The organism is Pseudomonas sp. HD6515 (assembly GCF_024971855.1).
GTDB lineage: Bacteria > Pseudomonadota > Gammaproteobacteria > Pseudomonadales > Pseudomonadaceae > Aquipseudomonas > Aquipseudomonas alloputida.
Genome location: NZ_CP079827.1, coordinates 3,594,111 through 3,610,802, shown reverse-complemented (window position 1 = coordinate 3,610,802; position 16,692 = coordinate 3,594,111). Strand labels below are relative to the sequence as shown.

13 protein-coding genes and 1 riboswitch are annotated in these 16,692 nt (G+C 64.5%); of the genes, 7 read left to right on the top strand and 6 right to left on the bottom strand.

The window, feature by feature from the left end:
• The first annotated feature begins 7 nt into the window (after positions 1-7).
• Positions 8-225: riboswitch (cobalamin riboswitch) on the top strand.
• Between the two features lie 99 nt (positions 226-324).
• The 4 genes from cobW (at position 325) to KW568_RS16660 (ending at position 6,840) form a co-directional block, all read left to right on the top strand.
• A complete protein-coding gene (gene cobW / locus KW568_RS16675; protein ID WP_004577133.1) occupies positions 325-1,392 on the top strand; it encodes a cobalamin biosynthesis protein CobW in 1,068 nt (355 codons plus the stop codon).
• 3 nt (positions 1,393-1,395) lie between these two features.
• Positions 1,396-5,157: a cobaltochelatase subunit CobN gene (gene cobN / locus KW568_RS16670; RefSeq protein WP_259536520.1), complete on the top strand. Its 3,762-nt coding sequence runs from the start codon at positions 1,396-1,398 to the stop codon at positions 5,155-5,157.
• A 1-nt stretch (position 5,158) separates the two neighbouring features.
• Complete coding sequence (locus KW568_RS16665) at positions 5,159-6,172, top strand: ATP-binding protein (protein ID WP_004577135.1); 1,014 nt, start codon at positions 5,159-5,161, stop codon at positions 6,170-6,172.
• A gap of 77 nt (positions 6,173-6,249) precedes the next feature.
• Entirely contained in the window at positions 6,250-6,840 is a 591-nt protein-coding gene (locus KW568_RS16660; RefSeq protein WP_003247919.1) for a VWA domain-containing protein, read from the top strand.
• A 106-nt stretch (positions 6,841-6,946) separates the two neighbouring features.
• On the opposite strand, the gene KW568_RS16655 is transcribed toward KW568_RS16660, so the two are convergent.
• A complete protein-coding gene (locus KW568_RS16655; RefSeq protein WP_003247923.1) occupies positions 6,947-7,213 on the bottom strand; it encodes a hypothetical protein in 267 nt (88 codons plus the stop codon).
• Positions 7,214-7,554: 341 nt separating this feature from the next.
• Here KW568_RS16655 and KW568_RS16650 point away from each other — a divergent pair, with 341 nt between their 5' ends.
• A complete protein-coding gene (locus KW568_RS16650; protein WP_003247925.1) occupies positions 7,555-8,880 on the top strand; it encodes a sigma-54 dependent transcriptional regulator in 1,326 nt (441 codons plus the stop codon).
• Positions 8,881-9,338: 458 nt separating this feature from the next.
• Here KW568_RS16650 and KW568_RS16645 read toward each other — a convergent pair whose 3' ends face one another.
• Both KW568_RS16645 and KW568_RS16640 read right to left on the bottom strand, forming a co-directional pair.
• Positions 9,339-11,339: a U32 family peptidase gene (locus KW568_RS16645; RefSeq protein ID WP_259536519.1), complete on the bottom strand. Its 2,001-nt coding sequence runs from the start codon at positions 11,337-11,339 to the stop codon at positions 9,339-9,341.
• Positions 11,340-11,553: 214 nt separating this feature from the next.
• Positions 11,554-11,934 carry a RidA family protein gene (locus KW568_RS16640; RefSeq protein WP_004577524.1) on the bottom strand — a complete coding sequence of 127 codons (381 nt, stop codon included), beginning with the start codon at positions 11,932-11,934 and terminating at the stop codon, positions 11,554-11,556.
• A 136-nt stretch (positions 11,935-12,070) separates the two neighbouring features.
• Here KW568_RS16640 and KW568_RS16635 point away from each other — a divergent pair, with 136 nt between their 5' ends.
• Positions 12,071-12,763 carry a tRNA (adenine(22)-N(1))-methyltransferase TrmK gene (locus KW568_RS16635; protein WP_004577523.1) on the top strand — a complete coding sequence of 231 codons (693 nt, stop codon included), beginning with the start codon at positions 12,071-12,073 and terminating at the stop codon, positions 12,761-12,763.
• A 1-nt stretch (position 12,764) separates the two neighbouring features.
• On the opposite strand, the gene KW568_RS16630 is transcribed toward KW568_RS16635, so the two are convergent.
• The gene (locus tag KW568_RS16630) at positions 12,765-13,025 is read right to left on the bottom strand and encodes a DUF2790 domain-containing protein (protein ID WP_004577522.1); all 261 of its coding nucleotides are present in this window, start codon (positions 13,023-13,025) and stop codon (positions 12,765-12,767) included.
• Between the two features lie 124 nt (positions 13,026-13,149).
• Between KW568_RS16630 and KW568_RS16625 the strand changes: the two genes are divergently transcribed.
• Positions 13,150-14,082, top strand: coding sequence for a LysR family transcriptional regulator (locus tag KW568_RS16625; protein ID WP_003247933.1), 933 nt, complete (start codon positions 13,150-13,152; stop codon positions 14,080-14,082).
• Positions 14,083-14,198: 116 nt separating this feature from the next.
• Here the strand turns inward: KW568_RS16625 and KW568_RS16620 are convergent, their stop codons facing one another.
• Positions 14,199-15,350, bottom strand: coding sequence for an acyl-CoA dehydrogenase family protein (locus KW568_RS16620; protein WP_003247935.1), 1,152 nt, complete (start codon positions 15,348-15,350; stop codon positions 14,199-14,201).
• Positions 15,351-15,366: 16 nt separating this feature from the next.
• Positions 15,367-16,440: an enoyl-CoA hydratase/isomerase family protein gene (locus tag KW568_RS16615; protein WP_004577521.1), complete on the bottom strand. Its 1,074-nt coding sequence runs from the start codon at positions 16,438-16,440 to the stop codon at positions 15,367-15,369.
• Positions 16,441-16,692 lie beyond the last annotated feature (252 nt).

Here is a 16,692-nt window from a genome sequence, read left to right as displayed (position 1 = left end):
CACTGCGTAGCCTTGCCCACTTCGAGGTTCTTCGGCCTGGCCGAAGCTAAGACGGGAACGCGGTACAAGCCGCGGCTGCCCCCGCAACTGTAAGCACCGACAACGGATCGACACAGCCACTGCGCCAGCGCGCGGGAAGGCGTCATCCCGCCAGCCCGCTGTTCGACTGAACGGGGACATGGAACGGTGCAAGCCAGGAGACCTGCCTCGTCACGTTTTCGACTTTCAACCGGGCGGGGTGATCCGGTGGCGAACAAGCCCGGCCGGCCTGGCCTGCGGCTGTCGTCCTGCATGCCCGCGCCACACTGCCAAGGGCAATGCGACATGAAAACACTGGCCAAGCTCCCCGTCACCATCGTCACCGGCTTCCTCGGATCGGGCAAGACCACCTTGCTGCGCCACATGCTCGACAACGCCCAGGGGCGCCGCATTGCGGTCATCGTCAACGAGTTCGGTGAACTGGGCATCGATGGCGAGATCCTCAAGCAGTGCAGCATCGGGTGCACCGAAGAAGAAGCCAGCGGCCGCGTCTACGAGCTGGCCAACGGCTGCCTGTGCTGCACCGTGCAGGAAGAATTCTTCCCGGTGATGCGCGAGCTGGTGGCCCGCCGTGGCGACCTCGACCACATCCTCATCGAAACCAGCGGCCTGGCCCTGCCCAAGCCATTGGTACAAGCGTTCCAGTGGCCGGAAATCCGTAACGCCTGCACCGTCGATGCGGTCATCACCGTGGTCGACAGCCCGGCCGTGGCCGCCGGCACCTTTGCTGCCTACCCGGACCAGGTCGATGCCCAGCGCAAGCTCGATCCTAACCTGGACCATGAATCGCCCCTGCATGAGCTGTTTGCTGACCAGTTGGCCAGCGCCGACCTGGTGGTGTTGAACAAGGCCGACCTGATCGACGCCGAAGGCCTGGCCAAGGTGCGTGCCGAGGTGGCCGAAGAACTGCCGCCGGCGGTGAAAGTGATCGAGGCCAGCAGCGGCAAGCTGCCACTGGAGGTGCTGCTGGGCGTGGGTGCCGAGTCCGAGGCGCATATCGATGGCCGCCGAACCCACCACGATTCGCACCACGATGGCGACGATCATGACGATCATGACCACGACGCTTTCGACTCTATCTCAATCGACCTGCCTGAAGCCGACGAAAGCCTGCTGCTCGATGCGCTGACCCTGCTGGTGGTGGAGTTCGGTATCCTGCGCGCCAAAGGCTTCGCCGCCATCCCGGGCAAGCCGATGCGCCTGCTAGTACAAGGCGTGGGCACCCGTTTCGACAAGCACTTCGACCGCGCCTGGCGCGCCGATGAGCCGCGCATCACCCGCCTGGTGCTGATCGGCCAGGACCTCGATGCTGCCCAGCTGGAAGCGCGCCTGCGCCAGGCACTGGGCGCCTGACCCATGCACCTGCTGCGGACCCAGCCCGGTGGTTTCGTACCGGATGACAGCATTGCCGACCTCGGCCAGACACCCGCCGAGCTGGTGATTCTCTGCAGCGGCGATTCACACCTGGCCTTGCTCGCCGACACCGCCGAGCAATTGCCCGAAGACTTTCCCAGCCTGCGCCTGGCCAACCCGATGCAGGTGCAGAACCATGCCTCGGTCGACCTGTATGTCGACCAGGTGCTGCGCCACGCCAAGGTCATCCTGGTGTCGCTGCACGGTGGCGTTGGTTACTGGCGCTATGGTGTCGAACAACTGGTCGAGCTGGCCGCCCGTGGCGTGCAGCTGATTCTGGTGCCGGGCGATGACCGCCCGGACCCGGAGCTGACCCGCCTGGGCAACGTCCGCGGTGAGCAGGCCGAGCGGCTTTGGCATTACCTGCGCCAGGGCGGCAAGGCCAACGCCATCAACCTGTTCAACTGCCTGGCCAGCCAATGGCTGGGCCGCGACTATGCCTGGGACGAGCCGCAGCCTTTGCCGCGCACGGCGGTCTATCACCCCGCCAAGGGCAGCGCGACACTCGAGGACTGGTACCCGCACTGGCACCCCGAGCAGCCAGTGGCGCCGCTGCTGTTCTACCGTTCGCACCTGCAAGCGGCCAATACCGCCTTCATCGACGTGTTCTGCCAGCGCCTGCAGGCTGCCGGCCTGAACCCGTTGCCGATCGCCGTGGCCAGCCTCAAGGAAAGCGCCTGCCTGGAACAGGTCGAAGCCTGGCTGGACGAGGTCGGCGCCGAAGTGCTGGTCAATACCACCGGTTTCGCCTTGTCCAGCCCCGAGCGCCCCAACCTGCGCCCGTTTCGCCGCGACATCCCGGTGCTGCAGGCCATCTGTGCGCAGGACAACCAGCCTGGCTGGGAAGCCAGCGAGCAGGGCCTGGGCGCGCGCGACCTGGCCATGCACATTGCATTGCCGGAGCTGGACGGGCGCATCATCACGCGCCCGGTCAGCTTCAAGGACATGGCCTGGCGCAGCGAGCGCAGCCAGTCCGACGTTGTCTGCTACCGCGCCCACCCCGAGCGCATGGACTTTGTCGCCGAGCTGGCCCGCCGCTGGGTCGAGCTGGCCCGCCTGCCCAATGCCCAGAAGCGCGTGGCATTGGTGCTGGCCAACTACCCGACCCGGGATGGCCGCATTGGTAATGGCGTCGGCCTGGACACGCCCGCTGCCGCACTCAACATCCTCAAGGCGCTGCAGGCCGAAGGCTATCCGCTGGCCGAGTTGCCGGGCAGCGGTACGCAACTGATCCACCAGCTGCTCGGTGGCGTGACCAACGACCTCGACCATCTCGACCAGCGTCCCTGTGCCCAGAGCCTGAGCCTGGCCGATTACCAGGTGGCCTTCGAGCGCCTGCCGCAGGCCAACCGCCAGGCAGTACTGGAACGCTGGGGGCCACCCGAACAGGACCCGATGTTCCGCAGCGGCCGGCTGATGGTTGCCGGCCTGCGCTTTGGCTTGACCTTCGTCGGTATCCAGCCGGCGCGGGGCTACCAGGTCGACCCTAGCGCGGTGTATCACGACCCTGACCTGGTGCCACCGCATGGCTACCTGGCATTTCATTTCTGGCTGCGTCACGCATTTGCCGCCGATGCGGTGATCCACGTTGGCAAGCATGGCAACCTCGAATGGCTGCCGGGCAAAGGCGTCGGGCTGTCGGCGCAGTGCTGGCCGGACGCGCTGCTGGGTCCGCTGCCGAACATCTACCCGTTTATCGTCAATGACCCGGGCGAGGGTGCCCAGGCCAAGCGCCGCACCCAGGCGGTGATCATTGACCACCTGATGCCGCCGCTGACCCGTGCCGAAACCTATGGCCCGCTACGCCACCTGGAACAACTGGCCGACGAGTTCTATGAAGCGCAGTTGCTCGACCCTCGACGTGCCCGCGAGTTGCAGCGTGACATCCTCGAGCTGGTCAAGGCCAACCACATCGACCGTGAGTTGCAACTGGAAGGGCAACTGGACGATGCGGCGCTCTGGCTGCCGCGCCTGGATACCTACCTGTGCGACCTGAAGGAGTCGCAGATTCGCGATGGCCTGCACGTGTTTGGTCAGTCACCTGAAGGGCGGCTACGCCTGGATACGCTGCTGGCGTTGTTGCGGGTCGAGCGTGGCGACGGCCGTGGCGGTAATGCCAGCCTGCTGCGGGCTTTGGCCAAAGCACTGATACCGGGCTGGGACCCGCTCGATTGCGACCTTGGGCAGCCGTGGCAGGGCATACGCCCTGAACAGCTGCAGGCCATGAGCAATGAACCTTGGCGCACCTGTGGCGACACCCGCGAGCGCATTGAGCTGCTGGCACTTCAGGTGATCGGGCAGGCACTGGAGGGCACGGCACAGTTACCCGACCTGAGTGAGTGGCAACCGGTGCACGCTGTAGTGCAGGCCCTGTGTGAAGCGGTAGCCCCCAGCCTTGACGCCTGCGGCACGGCTGAAATGCATGGCCTGCTGGCGGCACTGGCCGGGCGCTTCGTGCCCGCCGGCCCCAGTGGTGCGCCTAGCCGAGGGCGCCTTGATGTGCTGCCCACTGGCCGCAACTTCTATACGGTGGACGTGCGCAACCTGCCCACCACCACAGCCTGGCGCCTGAGCTTCGCCTCGGCCAGCCTGATCCTCGAGCGCCATCTGCAGGACCACGGCGATCACTTGCGTCAGCTCGGCCTGTCGGTGTGGGGCACGGCGACCATGCGCACCGGCGGCGACGACATCGCGCAGGCCATGGCGCTGATGGGCGTGCGGCCTGTCTGGGCCACCGGCAGCCAGCGCGTCGACGACTTCGAAATCTTGCCGTTGAGCCTGCTCGACCGCCCGCGGGTGGATGTGACCTTGCGCGTTTCCGGCTTCTTCCGCGATGCCTTCGGTAACCTGATCCGCCTGTTCGACGCCGCCGTGCAGGCCGTGGCCGCGCTGGACGAACCTGACGACCTCAACCCCCTGGCTGCCCGCGTGCGCAGCGAGCGGGCCGCGCTGCAGGCTCAAGGCGTGGATGCCGAGCAGGCTGCACGTCAGGCTGGCTGGCGGGTGTTCGGTGCCAAACCCGGCGCATACGGTGCCGGGGTGCAGAACGCCATCGACGGGCGCTTGTGGCACAGCCGCGACGACCTGGCAGAGGTCTACCTCAACCATGGCGGCTATGCCTACGGCGGCAGCGACGACGGCACCCCGGCCCGCGCCCAGTTCGCCCAGCGCCTGGCCAAGGTGCAGGCGGTGCTGCAGAACCAGGACAACCACGAGCACGACCTGCTCGATTCCAACGATTACTACCAGTTCCAGGGCGGCATGCTGGCGGCCTCGGAAACCCTGTCCGGGGCGGTGGTGGCCAGCTACCATGGCGACCACAGCCAGGCCGACCGACCGCGCATCCGTACCCTCAAGGAAGAACTGAACCGGGTGATCCGCGCGCGTGCGCTCAATCCCAAGTGGATCGACGGGGTCAAGCGTCACGGCTACAAGGGGGCCTTCGAGATGGCCGCGACAGTCGACAACCTGTTCGCCTTCGACGCCACCACGCACCTGATCGACGACCATCATTACCAGGGGCTGGCCGATGCCTATGTGCTCGACCCGGCAACCCGCGATTTCATGCGCGAGCACAACCCCGAGGCCCTGCGCGACCTCACCGAGCGCCTGCTGGAGGCCCAGCAGCGCGGCTTGTGGCAGGCGCCGGGCGACTACCGCGAAGCCCTTGAGGACCAACTGCTCGATGGCGAGGAACAGGCTTGAAATGAGTGAACCCGTACAATTTCCGCTGGCGGCCGTGGTCGGTGCAGACGACCTCAAGCTGGCGCTGTGCCTGACCGCCATCGACCCCAGGATCGGTGGTGTGCTGATCGAAGGGCCGCGTGGCATGGCCAAGAGCACCCTGGCCCGTGGCCTGGCCGACCTGCTTGGCGAAGGCCCGTTCGTCACCTTGCCATTGGGCGCCAGTGAAGAGCGGTTGGTCGGCACCCTCGACCTGGATGCCGCGCTGGGGCAGGGCAAGGCGCAGTTTTCCCCGGGCGTGCTGGCCCAGGCCGACGGCGGTGTGCTGTATGTCGATGAAGTCAACCTGCTGCCCGACACCTTGGTCGATCTGTTGCTTGACGTGGCTGCCAGCGGCACAAACCGTATCGAACGTGACGGTATCTCGCATCGGCACAGCGCCCGCTTCGTACTGATCGGCACCATGAACCCGGAAGAGGGCGAACTGCGCCCGCAGTTGCTCGACCGTTTCGGCTTGAACGTGGCGCTGGAGGGCTTGCCGGAGCCCGAGGCCCGGCAGCAGATCATTCGCCGCCGTCTGGCCTTCGACAGTGACCCTCAGGCGTTCTGCGCACACTGGGCCCAGGCCCAGGCGCAACTGCGCGAGCGCTGCCACGCGGCGCGCCAGGCCTTGGCCGACATTGCCCTGGATGACCAGGCGCTTGCCTGGATTACCGAGCGCTGCTACGCCGCCGGCGTGGACGGCCTGCGCGCCGACCTGGTGTGGCTGCGCGCTGCGCGCGCCCACTGTGCCTGGCGTGGGGCTGCAGCTATCGAAGAAGTGGATGTCGAGGCGGTGGCCGAATTCGCCCTGCGCCATCGCCGCCGTATGACGCCCCAGGCCAGCCCGCCGTCGGCGCCACAGCCGCCTGACCAGCAGCCCGGCGCCGGCAACCCGGGCGAACAGGGTGGGCAGGGCGACTGGGGGGCATTACCGGCACAGCCGGTAGCCAGCGGCGCCCGCCGCGAGGTGCCGAACTGGGCAAAAAAGCCCTGAGCATCCCCCAGCCACCAGCCAACGGGGCGGATGCCAGAACGGGCATAGGCAAGCAGAACGGTACCCGCCGTGGCCTCGTGCGAAATGCGGCGGCCGGCCGGGTAGCCTGGCTGCCGACCTTGCTCAAAGGGCGGCCACGCCAGCGACAGGACCTGTGCTGGCAGCAGCGCCAAGGCAGGCCGGCAGAATTGTGGCTGGTGATCGTCGATGCCTCGGCTTCAACCCGGCGCCATCAGGCGCTGGCACAGACCAAAGGGCTGCTGGCGGCATTGTTCGACCAAGCCTATCGACAACGCGCCCGCCTGGCCCTGCTGACTGCCAGCGGGCGCACACCACAGTGGCAGCGCCACGGGCTGAAGGCATCCGCTGCCTTGCAACCCTGGCTGCAGGCCTTGGGAGCAGGTGGGGGCACGCCGCTGATCGCCGCACTGGAACAGGCGCGGCACTGGCTACAGGCGCGGCAGCGAGCCCATCCGCAAGAGGCCTTGCGTTGCCTGGTGTTCACCGACGGTCGCCTGCAGCACAGCAATACCGTGCAGCCGATGCCATGCGCCACGTTGTTGGTCGATATGGAACTGGCGCCCGTGCGCCTGGGACGCGCGCAGCGTCTGGCAGAACAATTGCTGGCTGATTACCAGCACTTGCAACAATTCAAGGTGGTGGATTGAACTGGCAGGTTGCGACACGTTGTCGCAATTGGGAAAGTTGCCACAACAGCAACAGAGAAGTTGTACAAGTGCGTGACCATGCACGCACTTGTTGTGCTGGCCAATATTACTTCGGCATCGACCACGGTTGCAGGTCGTAGCCCTTTTCACACAATTCGGCGCGCACTTCTTCGATCAGGCTGGCCCACTGGGCCGGGTCGGAGTAGATGCGCGACGACACTTGCTTGGCGCCGATGCGGGTGCTGGTCCGGTCGATCACTGCCAGGCTCAGTTCACCAGTACCGTTGGGTGCATCCCAGGCTACGCACTGGAAAGGTTCGAAGGCGTGGTCGGCAATGAGCAGTGCTTCGTTGACACGGAGCGGGGCATTCATGGTTCGGTCTCTCTATGGTCCCAAACATCGAAGTGAAGTCCGCGTTGCTTCAAAGTCGCCTCATTGATCGCGAAGTGCAGCGCGGGGTTATGTCTACTGATGCTCGTTGTTCGTGGGTAAGTCACACATTGGCTGTAAATTTTTTTTCAGGGTCGACGCTGTTCTTGCCTGCGCCGCCATGTGATGTCGATAAAGTGCGAAAATTCCCGTGGCGGTTTGTAAAAAAATGATTCGGCAGACAGACGGTACTGGGAACCGTCAACTTCGTTGCTACTGTTAAACGGGCGCCACAACTTGCTGTTTTACTTCAAAAAACCAAAAACTGGCGCCAAGGATCGGTCATGCAGCAGCCTGCCGCTCAACGCCGTTTGCTTATCGTCGACCCCTGCGACGATTGCCACCGCTTGTTACCTGGCCTGCGCAACGCAGGCTGGGATGTGGACAGCTGTATGCTCGGGGCTGCGCTGGACCACACGTGCGATGTCGGGCTATTGCGCTTGCAGGCTTCGCACCTGAGGCACCCGGACGCGGTCAAGGACATGATCAAGCGCAGCAACACCGAATGGATTGCCGTGCTCAGCGCCGATCAGTTGCGCATGCCGGCGTTCGGTGATTTTGTGTGTGAGTGGTTTTTCGACTTCCATACCCTGCCGTTCGACGTCTCCCGCGTGCAGGTAACCCTGGGCCGGGCCTTCGGCATGGCGCGCTTGCGCGGCAAGGGGGCCATCAAGGTCGATGAGGCAACCCATGAGTTGCTCGGCGAAAGCCGGCCTATCCGCGAGTTGCGCAAGTTGCTGGGTAAACTGGCACCCACCGAATCGCCTGTGCTGATCCGCGGGGAGAGCGGCACCGGCAAAGAGCTGGTGGCGCGCACCTTGCACCGTCAGTCGCAACGCAGCGAGCAGCCGTTCATCGCGATCAACTGCGGGGCGATCCCCGAGCACTTGATCCAGTCCGAACTGTTCGGCCATGAGAAGGGCGCCTTTACCGGTGCCCACCAGCGCAAGACCGGGCGTATCGAAGCGGCCGATGGCGGCACATTGTTTCTTGATGAAATCGGCGACCTGCCGTTGGAATTGCAGGCCAACTTGCTGCGTTTTTTGCAAGAGAAGCACATTGAGCGCGTGGGTGGCAGCCAGCCCATACCGGTGGATGTACGGGTGCTGGCGGCCACCCATGTGGACCTTGAGCGGGCCATCGAGCAAGGGCGTTTCCGCGAAGACCTGTATTACCGCCTGAACGTCTTGCAGGTGGTGACCGCGCCGTTGCGCGACCGGCATGGTGACCTGTCGATGCTGGCCAACCATTTTGCCCATTTCTACAGTGTGGAGACCGGGCGTCGGCCACGGTCGTTCAGCGACCATGCCCTGGCGGCGATGGGGCGGCATGACTGGCCGGGCAATGTGCGCGAACTGGCCAACCGCGTGCGCCGCGGGTTGGTGCTGGCCGAAGGGCGGCAGATCGAGGCGCAGGACTTGGGGTTGCAACTGCTCGACCCGGAACAACAGCCGCTGGGCACGCTGGAAGAATACAAGCAGCGCGCCGAGCGCCAGGCGCTGTGCGATGTGCTCAACCGGCACAGCGACAACCTGAGCGTGGCGGCCAAGGTGCTGGGCATTTCACGGCCGACGTTCTATCGGTTGTTGCACAAGCACCAGATACGCTGAGCGCTGCTGAGGTACGCTTGCGCTGTTCTTTGAAGCCGCTCTTACACAAGCCCGCGTAGGAGCGGGTTCACCCGCGAAAGGGCCGGGCCTGCTGGCCAATGTCCACCCGCCGTTCACCGTTGTCGCGGCTACCGTATTCGCGGGTAAACCCGCTCCTACAGGGGAAGCACAAGCCTGCGTAGGAGCGGGTTCACCCGCGAAAGGGCCGGGCCTGCTGGCCAATGTCCACCGGCCGTTCACTGTTGTCGCCGCTACCGTATTCGCGGGTGAACCCGCTCCTACAGGGGAAGCACAAGCCTATGTAGGAGCGGGTTCACCCGCGAAAGGGCCGGGCCTGCTGGCCAATGTCCACCCGCCGTTCACCGTTGTCGCGGCTACCGTATTCGCGGGTAAACCCGCTCCTACACCGGGGGTGGACACGCATCGGTTTAGCCGCGAAGAGGCCCTGCCCGGCGAACTCAGTGCGGTCCGCGCGGGATGGTCTTGAGCAAGTCTTCGGGGCTGATATGCCCCACCACCTGGGCCACCGCGCTGCCCGGGGTCGGCAGGTCGATGATGTGGCTCTTCATCTTGCCGATCACATGCATCTCGCACGGCTTGCAGTCGAACTTCAGGGTCAGCACTTCGTCACCCTGAATCAGCTGCATCGGTGCCACCTTGGTACGCACGCCGGTCACGCCCTTGGCCTGCTTGGGGCACAGGTTGAAGGAGAAGCGCAGGCAGTGCTTGGTGATCATCACCGGCACTTCGCCGTGTTCTTCATGCGCTTCATAGGCCGCATCGATCAGTTGCACACCGTGGCGGTGGTAGAAGTCGCGGGCCTTCTGGTTGTATACGTTGGCCAGGAACGACAGGTGCGACTCGGGGTACACCGGCGGTGGCGTGGTCTTGGCCTTGCGCCCGCCACGCGGATGCGCCTGCACGCGTGCTGCAGTCAGTGCCTCGATGGCTTCGCGGCGCAGGGCCTTGAGCTGCGAGTTGGGAATGAAGTACGCCTGCGGGGCATCCAGTTCGATGCGGTCGGCGTGGTACAGGGTGGTGCCCAACTGGCCGAGCAGGTCGTGCAACTGCTCCAGTGCCTGCTGCGGCTTGTTGGCTACGCCGAATGGGCCGTCCAGGGCCACCTGCACGCTCACGCCTTCTTCACTGCTGAGGGTAAGCATCAGGCGCTGCTCGCGCAGGACAGCGTGCCACTCCACGCCGACCCGGCGTTCGGAGGAGGTGCGTTGCAGGGCCTGTTGCCAGTTGTGGTCGAGGTTGCGCGACAGCGGGTGGTTGGGCCGCAGCTTGTGCAGGCCTTCGGGCATTTCGTTGGGCTCGACGCGATAGCGGTAGCGCTTCTGGCCGTCTTCTTCGAACTCGCCACGCGGTTCGGCGATGTTGGCGCGGAAGCCCACCACTTCGCGCTTGACCAGCACATTGAGGCCGTCGCCGTTGGTCAGCGGTACGTCGGTGACCACTTGCATGTCACGCTTGCCGACCTTTTCCACTACGCCCACCGGCAGGCCGGTGAAGGTTGGCGAGTCGAAGGCGCCGATATCGACCTTGCGGTCGGTCACGAAGTAATCGGTGCTGCCGCGGTGGAAGGTTTTATCCGGGTCGGGCAGGAAGAAGTGTTGGGTACGGCCGCTGGACGCGCGGGCGTACTGAGGGCGGTCTTCAAGGATGGCATCGAGCTCTTTGCGGTAATGGGCGGTGATGTTCTTCACATAGCCCATGTCCTTGTAGCGGCCCTCGATCTTGAACGAGCGCACGCCGGCATCGACCAGGTCAGCCAGGTTGGCGGTCTGGTTGTTGTCCTTCATCGACAGCAGGTGTTTCTCGAACGCAACCACGCGGCCCTGGTCATCTTTCAGCGTGTAGGGCAGGCGGCAGGCTTGCGAGCAATCACCACGGTTGGCGCTGCGGCCGGTCTGCGCATGGGAAATGTTGCATTGGCCAGAGAATGCCACGCACAGCGCGCCGTGGATGAAGAACTCGATGGCGGCATCGGTTTCGGCGGCGATGGCGCGAATTTGCTGCAGGTTCAGCTCCCGCGCCAGTACCAGTTGCGAGAACCCGGCCTGGTCGAGGAACTTGGCCCGTTCCAGGGTGCGGATGTCGGTCTGGGTGCTGGCATGCAGCTCGATCGGCGGGATGTCCAGCTCCATCACCCCAAGGTCCTGCACGATCAGCGCGTCCACGCCGGCATCGTACAGCTGGTGAATCAGCTTGCGCGCCGGTTCCAGCTCGTTGTCGTGCAGGATGGTGTTGATGGTGGTGAACACGCGTGCATGGTAGCGATGGGCGAACTCGACCAGCTCGGCGATATCGCTGACTTCGTTGCAGGCGTTATGGCGCGCGCCGAAGCTCGGGCCGCCGATATAGATGGCGTCAGCGCCGTGCAGGATCGCTTCACGGGCGATGGCCACGTCACGGGCAGGGCTGAGCAGTTCCAGGTGATTCTTTGGAAGGGACATGTCGTTATATTTTCGGGCTGTCACGGTTTAGGCGGGCATTGTAGCGGTGAAACGGGCTGGCGGCATCATTGGGGTGCCGAGAGGTGCGGGATTGGCTGCGGGTACGCGCAACTGTGGGAGCGGCCTTGCGTCGCGAAAGGGCCGCAGAGCGGCCCCGGCGATCTTGCAGTCAGTCAACGATGTTGGGGGCGCTGCGCACCCCAACAAGCGCAGCTCAGCGCTTGGCAGCCATCGCCGTCACTTCCACACGCATGCCTTCAAAGGCCAGCGAAGCCACACCCACCGCCGCACGCACCGGCCAGGGCTTGCTGAAGAAGCGCTGGTACACCTCGTTGAACGCTGCGCGGTCGGCCATGTCGGTCAGGTAGATGGTCAGGTGCAGCACGCGGTCCATACCGCTGCCGGCCTTTTCCAGGGCCACTTTCAGCGCCTGCAGGGTGCATTCGCTCTGCTCGACGATGCCGCCCAGTTCCAGGCTGCCGTCGGCGTGGGTCGGGATTTGCGTGGTGACCAGCACGCCGTTGTACTCGGCAACGTCCGAGGAAATCGACTCGGCGTCCGGGTCCGGGGTGTAGATGATGTCTGCATGTGCCATGGTGTGTCTGCCTTGCAACGGAAGGAAAACGGCAAGCCTACGCGAGCGCACCTGCCCGGTCGAGGGTGCCTCGGCGTTTGAAATGCGCGGCGTTCGCCGTCAGAATCGCAGGCGATTGCAAAACCAGGGGTTTACGTTGAACGAACAGACTTTGTCCAGGCGCCTGGAGCGTGTGGCCGCCCATGTGCCACAGGGCGCGCGCCTGGCCGACATTGGCTCGGACCACGGCTACCTGCCGGTGGCCTTGATGCTGCGTGGCGTGCTCGAGGCCGCGGTAGCGGGTGAAGTGGCACAGACGCCGTTCGCCTCGGCCCAGCGCAATGTGCGCAGAAACGGCCTGCAAGCGCAGGTAACCGTGCGCCTGGCCGATGGGCTGGCAGCGGTCGAGCCGCAAGACCGTATCTCGGTGGTGAGCATCTGCGGGATGGGCGGCGACACCATGTGCGAGATACTCGAAGCCGGCAAGCAGCGCCTTGGCGGCGTCACGCGCCTGGTACTGCAGCCCAATGGCGGTGAGCGCGAACTGCGCCAGTGGCTGGCGGGCAATGGTTACCAGATCGTCAGCGAAGAGCTGCTACGGGAAAACCGCTTCGATTACGAGATCATCGTCGCCGAGCCGGGCAGGGGGGTGTATAGCGCTGAACAGCTGTACTTCGGCCCCGTGTTGATGCAGGAGAAAAGCGAGGCGTTTGTGGTCAAGTGGCGGCGCATGCTGCGGCAGAAGCAGCAGACCCTGGCCAATTTCCAGCGGGCCCGCGATGCGGTGCCTCAGGCGAAGATCGACGATTTCAATCAGCAGGTGGGCTGGATCACCCAGGTGCTGGCCTGACTCACTGCTGCGAGCAGTTGCCCATTTCCCGGTAGTCGATTTCGCGCTTCTGGCCCTGATGGTCGACGTACACCATGTGTGCGGTGCCTACCTGGCAGTCGGCTGCGTTGCTGGCCGGTGTGATGGAGATGACCTTGGCCACGTCCAGCGGCATGCCGTATTCATATTGGCTGCTGACTGGCTGGTTGTTGCCGGCATCGGCAAAAGCACCGAACGAGGCGAAGGCAGCGGCAATGGCAAGGACAGTGATCGAGCGTTTCATGACAGGCTCCTTTTTTAATGGATGGCTAATGATCTATTCATTGGTCATCCACAATAAATGGGCTAAACCGTGATAGATTCCTGCCTGTAACGCAAGAATAAGACAAAGAAAGGAGCACACCTTCATGGACATGCTGCATGCCATGCGTACCTTCACCCGTGTGGTGGAATGTGGCAGCTTCGCTGCAGCTGCCAATGCTCTGGATATTTCTGCAGCGCAGGTTTCGCGCATCGTTGCCGAGCTGGAGAACCAGCTGCAGACCCGCCTGCTGCACCGCACCACCCGGCGCTTGCGCATGAGCGAGGCGGGTGAGCGGTTTCTGGAGCGTGCACGGCAGATCATGCTGCTGACCGAAGAAGCCGTGGGCGAAGCGCGAGGGGCGCACCTCACGCCTCGCGGCCATCTGCGTTTGCACTGCCCGCACGGCATGGGGCTGTTGCTGATGCCGCTGGTGGCCGGCTACAACACGCTATACCCGGAAGTGGTGATCGAGCTGACGCTGTCGCAGCGCAACCCCGACCCGCTGGCAGAAGGGCATGACGTGGTGATCACCGTGGACGGTGCGCTGCCGGATTCGCAACTGATCGCTGTGCCGCTGGGCAACATTTTCAGCATCCCCTGCGCGGCCCCCGGTTACCTGGATACCCACGGTGTACCGGAGCGCCCCGAAGACTTGCACGGCCATCGCTGCCTGCGCATGGCTTACCCGATGTACGAAGGCGACTGGGTGTTCCCGCAAGGGGTTGACCAGTGCGTGATTGCGCCGAATGACAGTTTTTCCACCAACGTTGCCGACGCCATGCTGGTGGCCAGCGAGCTGGGTATGGGCATTGGCCTGCTGCCGTTCTACACCGCCAGCGAGGCGATCGAGCAGGGGCGCTTGCGCCGGTTGTTGGCACCGTATCGGTTGAGGGAGAGTGCGCTGTATGCGATGTATCCGTCACGCCACTACCTGGACGCCAAGGTGCGCACCTGGATCGACTACCTCAAGGAGCAGTTGCCGGCGCTGTTCGAGGGGCATGCCAGGGTGGTGGATGACGCGCGGTATTGGCGCTGAGGCGAGAAGTTTGCCGCGGTGACATTCCTGTGGGAGCGGGCGCGCCCGCGAACACCGGCAAAGCCGGTGCCAGCCACAGCGTCGCCCGCGCCCCCAAGAACCGCGTTGCCTTTGCGTTACAGCGGATAGTTTTTCAATTCCCGTGCAATCAGCATGCGCTGGATCTCGCTCGACCCTTCATAGATCTGGGTAATCCGCGCATCCCGGTAGTAGCGCTCCACCGGGTAATCTTCCAGATAGCCGTACCCACCATGCACCTGGATGGCCATCGAGCACACCCGCTCGGCCATCTCCGAAGCGAACAGCTTGGCCTGTGACGCTTCCGACAGGCACGGCTTGCCGGCGCTGCGCAGGCGGGCGGCGTGCAGGATCAGCAAACGTGCGGCGTTCACCTGCACCTGCATGTCGGCCAGCAGGTTGGCAATGCTCTGGTGTTCGTTGATCGGCTTGCCAAACTGTATGCGGTCACGCGAGTAGACCAGCGCCGCTTCGAATGCGGCGCGGGCGATGCCCAAGGCCTGGGCGGCAATGCCGATACGGCCGCCTTCGAGGTTGGACAGGGCAATGGCCAGGCCCTTGCCACGCTCACCGAGGATATTGGCGGCAGGAATGCGGCAGTTGTCGAAGGTCACTGCGCAGGTATCGGAGGCGCGAATGCCCATCTTGTGCTCACTGCGATCAACCTTGAACCCAGGGTTGTCGGTGGGCACCAGGAACGCCGACAGGCCTTTCTTGCCCAGCTCCGGGTCGGTCACTGCGAAGACGATCGCCAGGCCGGCACGGCGGGCATTGCTGACGAACTGCTTGGCACCGTTGATGACCCACTGGCCATCCACCAGCTCGGCGCGGGTGCGCAGGTTGTGCGCCTCGGAGCCGGCCTGTGGCTCGGTCAGGCAGAAGCAGCCAATCACCTCGCCGCTGGCCAGGCGTGGCAGCCACTGCTGTTGCTGGTCGGCGGTGCCGTAGGCCAGCAGCGGGCCGCAACCTACCGAGTTGTGGATGCTCATCATCGCCCCGGTGGCGCCGCAGCCGGCGGCGATCTCTTCCACGGCCAGGGCATAGGCGACATAGTCGGTGTAGCTGCCGCCGAAGTCCTCGGGCACCACCATGCCCAACAGGCCCAGTTCGCCCATCTTGCGCACCACGCCATCATCGATCCAGCCGGCCTTTTCCCAAGCCTGGGCATGGGGTGCGATTTCGCCACGGGCAAAGTCCCGGGCCATGTCGCGGATCATGATCTGTTCTTCGCTCAGTTCGAGGTCTTGCATCTGTGTACTCCCGGGCTCACAAGCCTTCGAAGAATTGTTCGACCCGCTGGCCTTGCAGCGCGGCCAGGGTCGGCGGGTTCCAGCGGGGCTGCTTGTCCTTGTCGATGATCAGGGCACGCACGCCTTCGATGATGTCGCCGTGCTGGAACCACTGGCGGTCCAGGTGCAGTTCCATGGCAAAGCAGTCGTCAATGCCCAGCTCGCGCCCCCGGCGCAGCATCTCCAGCGTAACCGCCATGGCCAGAGGCGAGCGGGTTTCCAGCTGATCGGCGGTGGCCACCGCCCAGGCGTGGCTGTCGCCGAGGCTCACCGCACGCAGTTGCTCGACGATGGCTGGCAGGTCGGGCAGGGCGAAGAAGTGGTCGATGGCCGGGCGCAGCTTTTCCAGTGGCGCATCATCCAGTGTCTGGGTGCCGAGCCTGGCCAGCAGGTTTTGCAGGTCCTTGAGCGGGTGGTCGCTGAAGTCGAGCTGGTCGAGGCCCCGGTCGAGGGCAGCGAGCTGATCGCTGGCCAGGTACCAGTCGGCCAGGCCGCAATACAAGGCGTCGGCCGCCTGGATCTGGGCACCGCTGACACCCAGGTAGATGCCCAGCTCGCCGGGGATGCGCGAGAGGAAGTAGCTGCCGCCCACGTCCGGGAAGTAGCCGATGCCGACCTCGGGCATGCCCAGCCGGCTGCGCTCGGTGACCACGCGCAGGTCGCAGCCCTGGGCCAGGCCCATGCCGCCCCCGAGGGTGAAGCCGTCCATCATCACCAGTATTGGCTTGCGGTAGCGGTGGATGACCAGGTCGAGGGCGTACTCTTCGACGAAAAAGGTTTCATGCAGCGTGTCGCCGGCCTTGAAGCTGTCGTACAGCGAGCGGATATCGCCACCGGCACAGAACCCCTTGGGGCCTTCGCCGCGCAGGACCACGGCGCGTACCTGCGGGTTGTCGGCCCACTGGTCCAGGTGCTGACGCAGGCTGCGCACCATGTCCAGGGTCAGGGCATTGAGACCGGCTGGGCGGTTCAGGGTCAGGTGGCCGATCTGGTTGCGGACCTCGGCCAATACATGGTCGGTTGCTGCCGGGGTATGAGCGTGTGCAGTCATTGCGTTCTCCCTGCTTTGTTATTGATTTTCCAAGTGAAGTCTGGAGTTCGCTGGAGGATCGCAGGATCCTGGCATGCGAATTTGCCTTGCACAATCGACAATTGTGCAAGGGTACCGTGCGTTTTTACCTTGTGTGAGGCCAGCGCGCGCCTGTGGAGCAGCCTTTGCCCCCACGGGATTTCGTCCCCCGATTCGGGGGAACCTGCTGGGGGATCCTCCCCAATCCGTTGCGGTTGATCGTACAAGTTATTG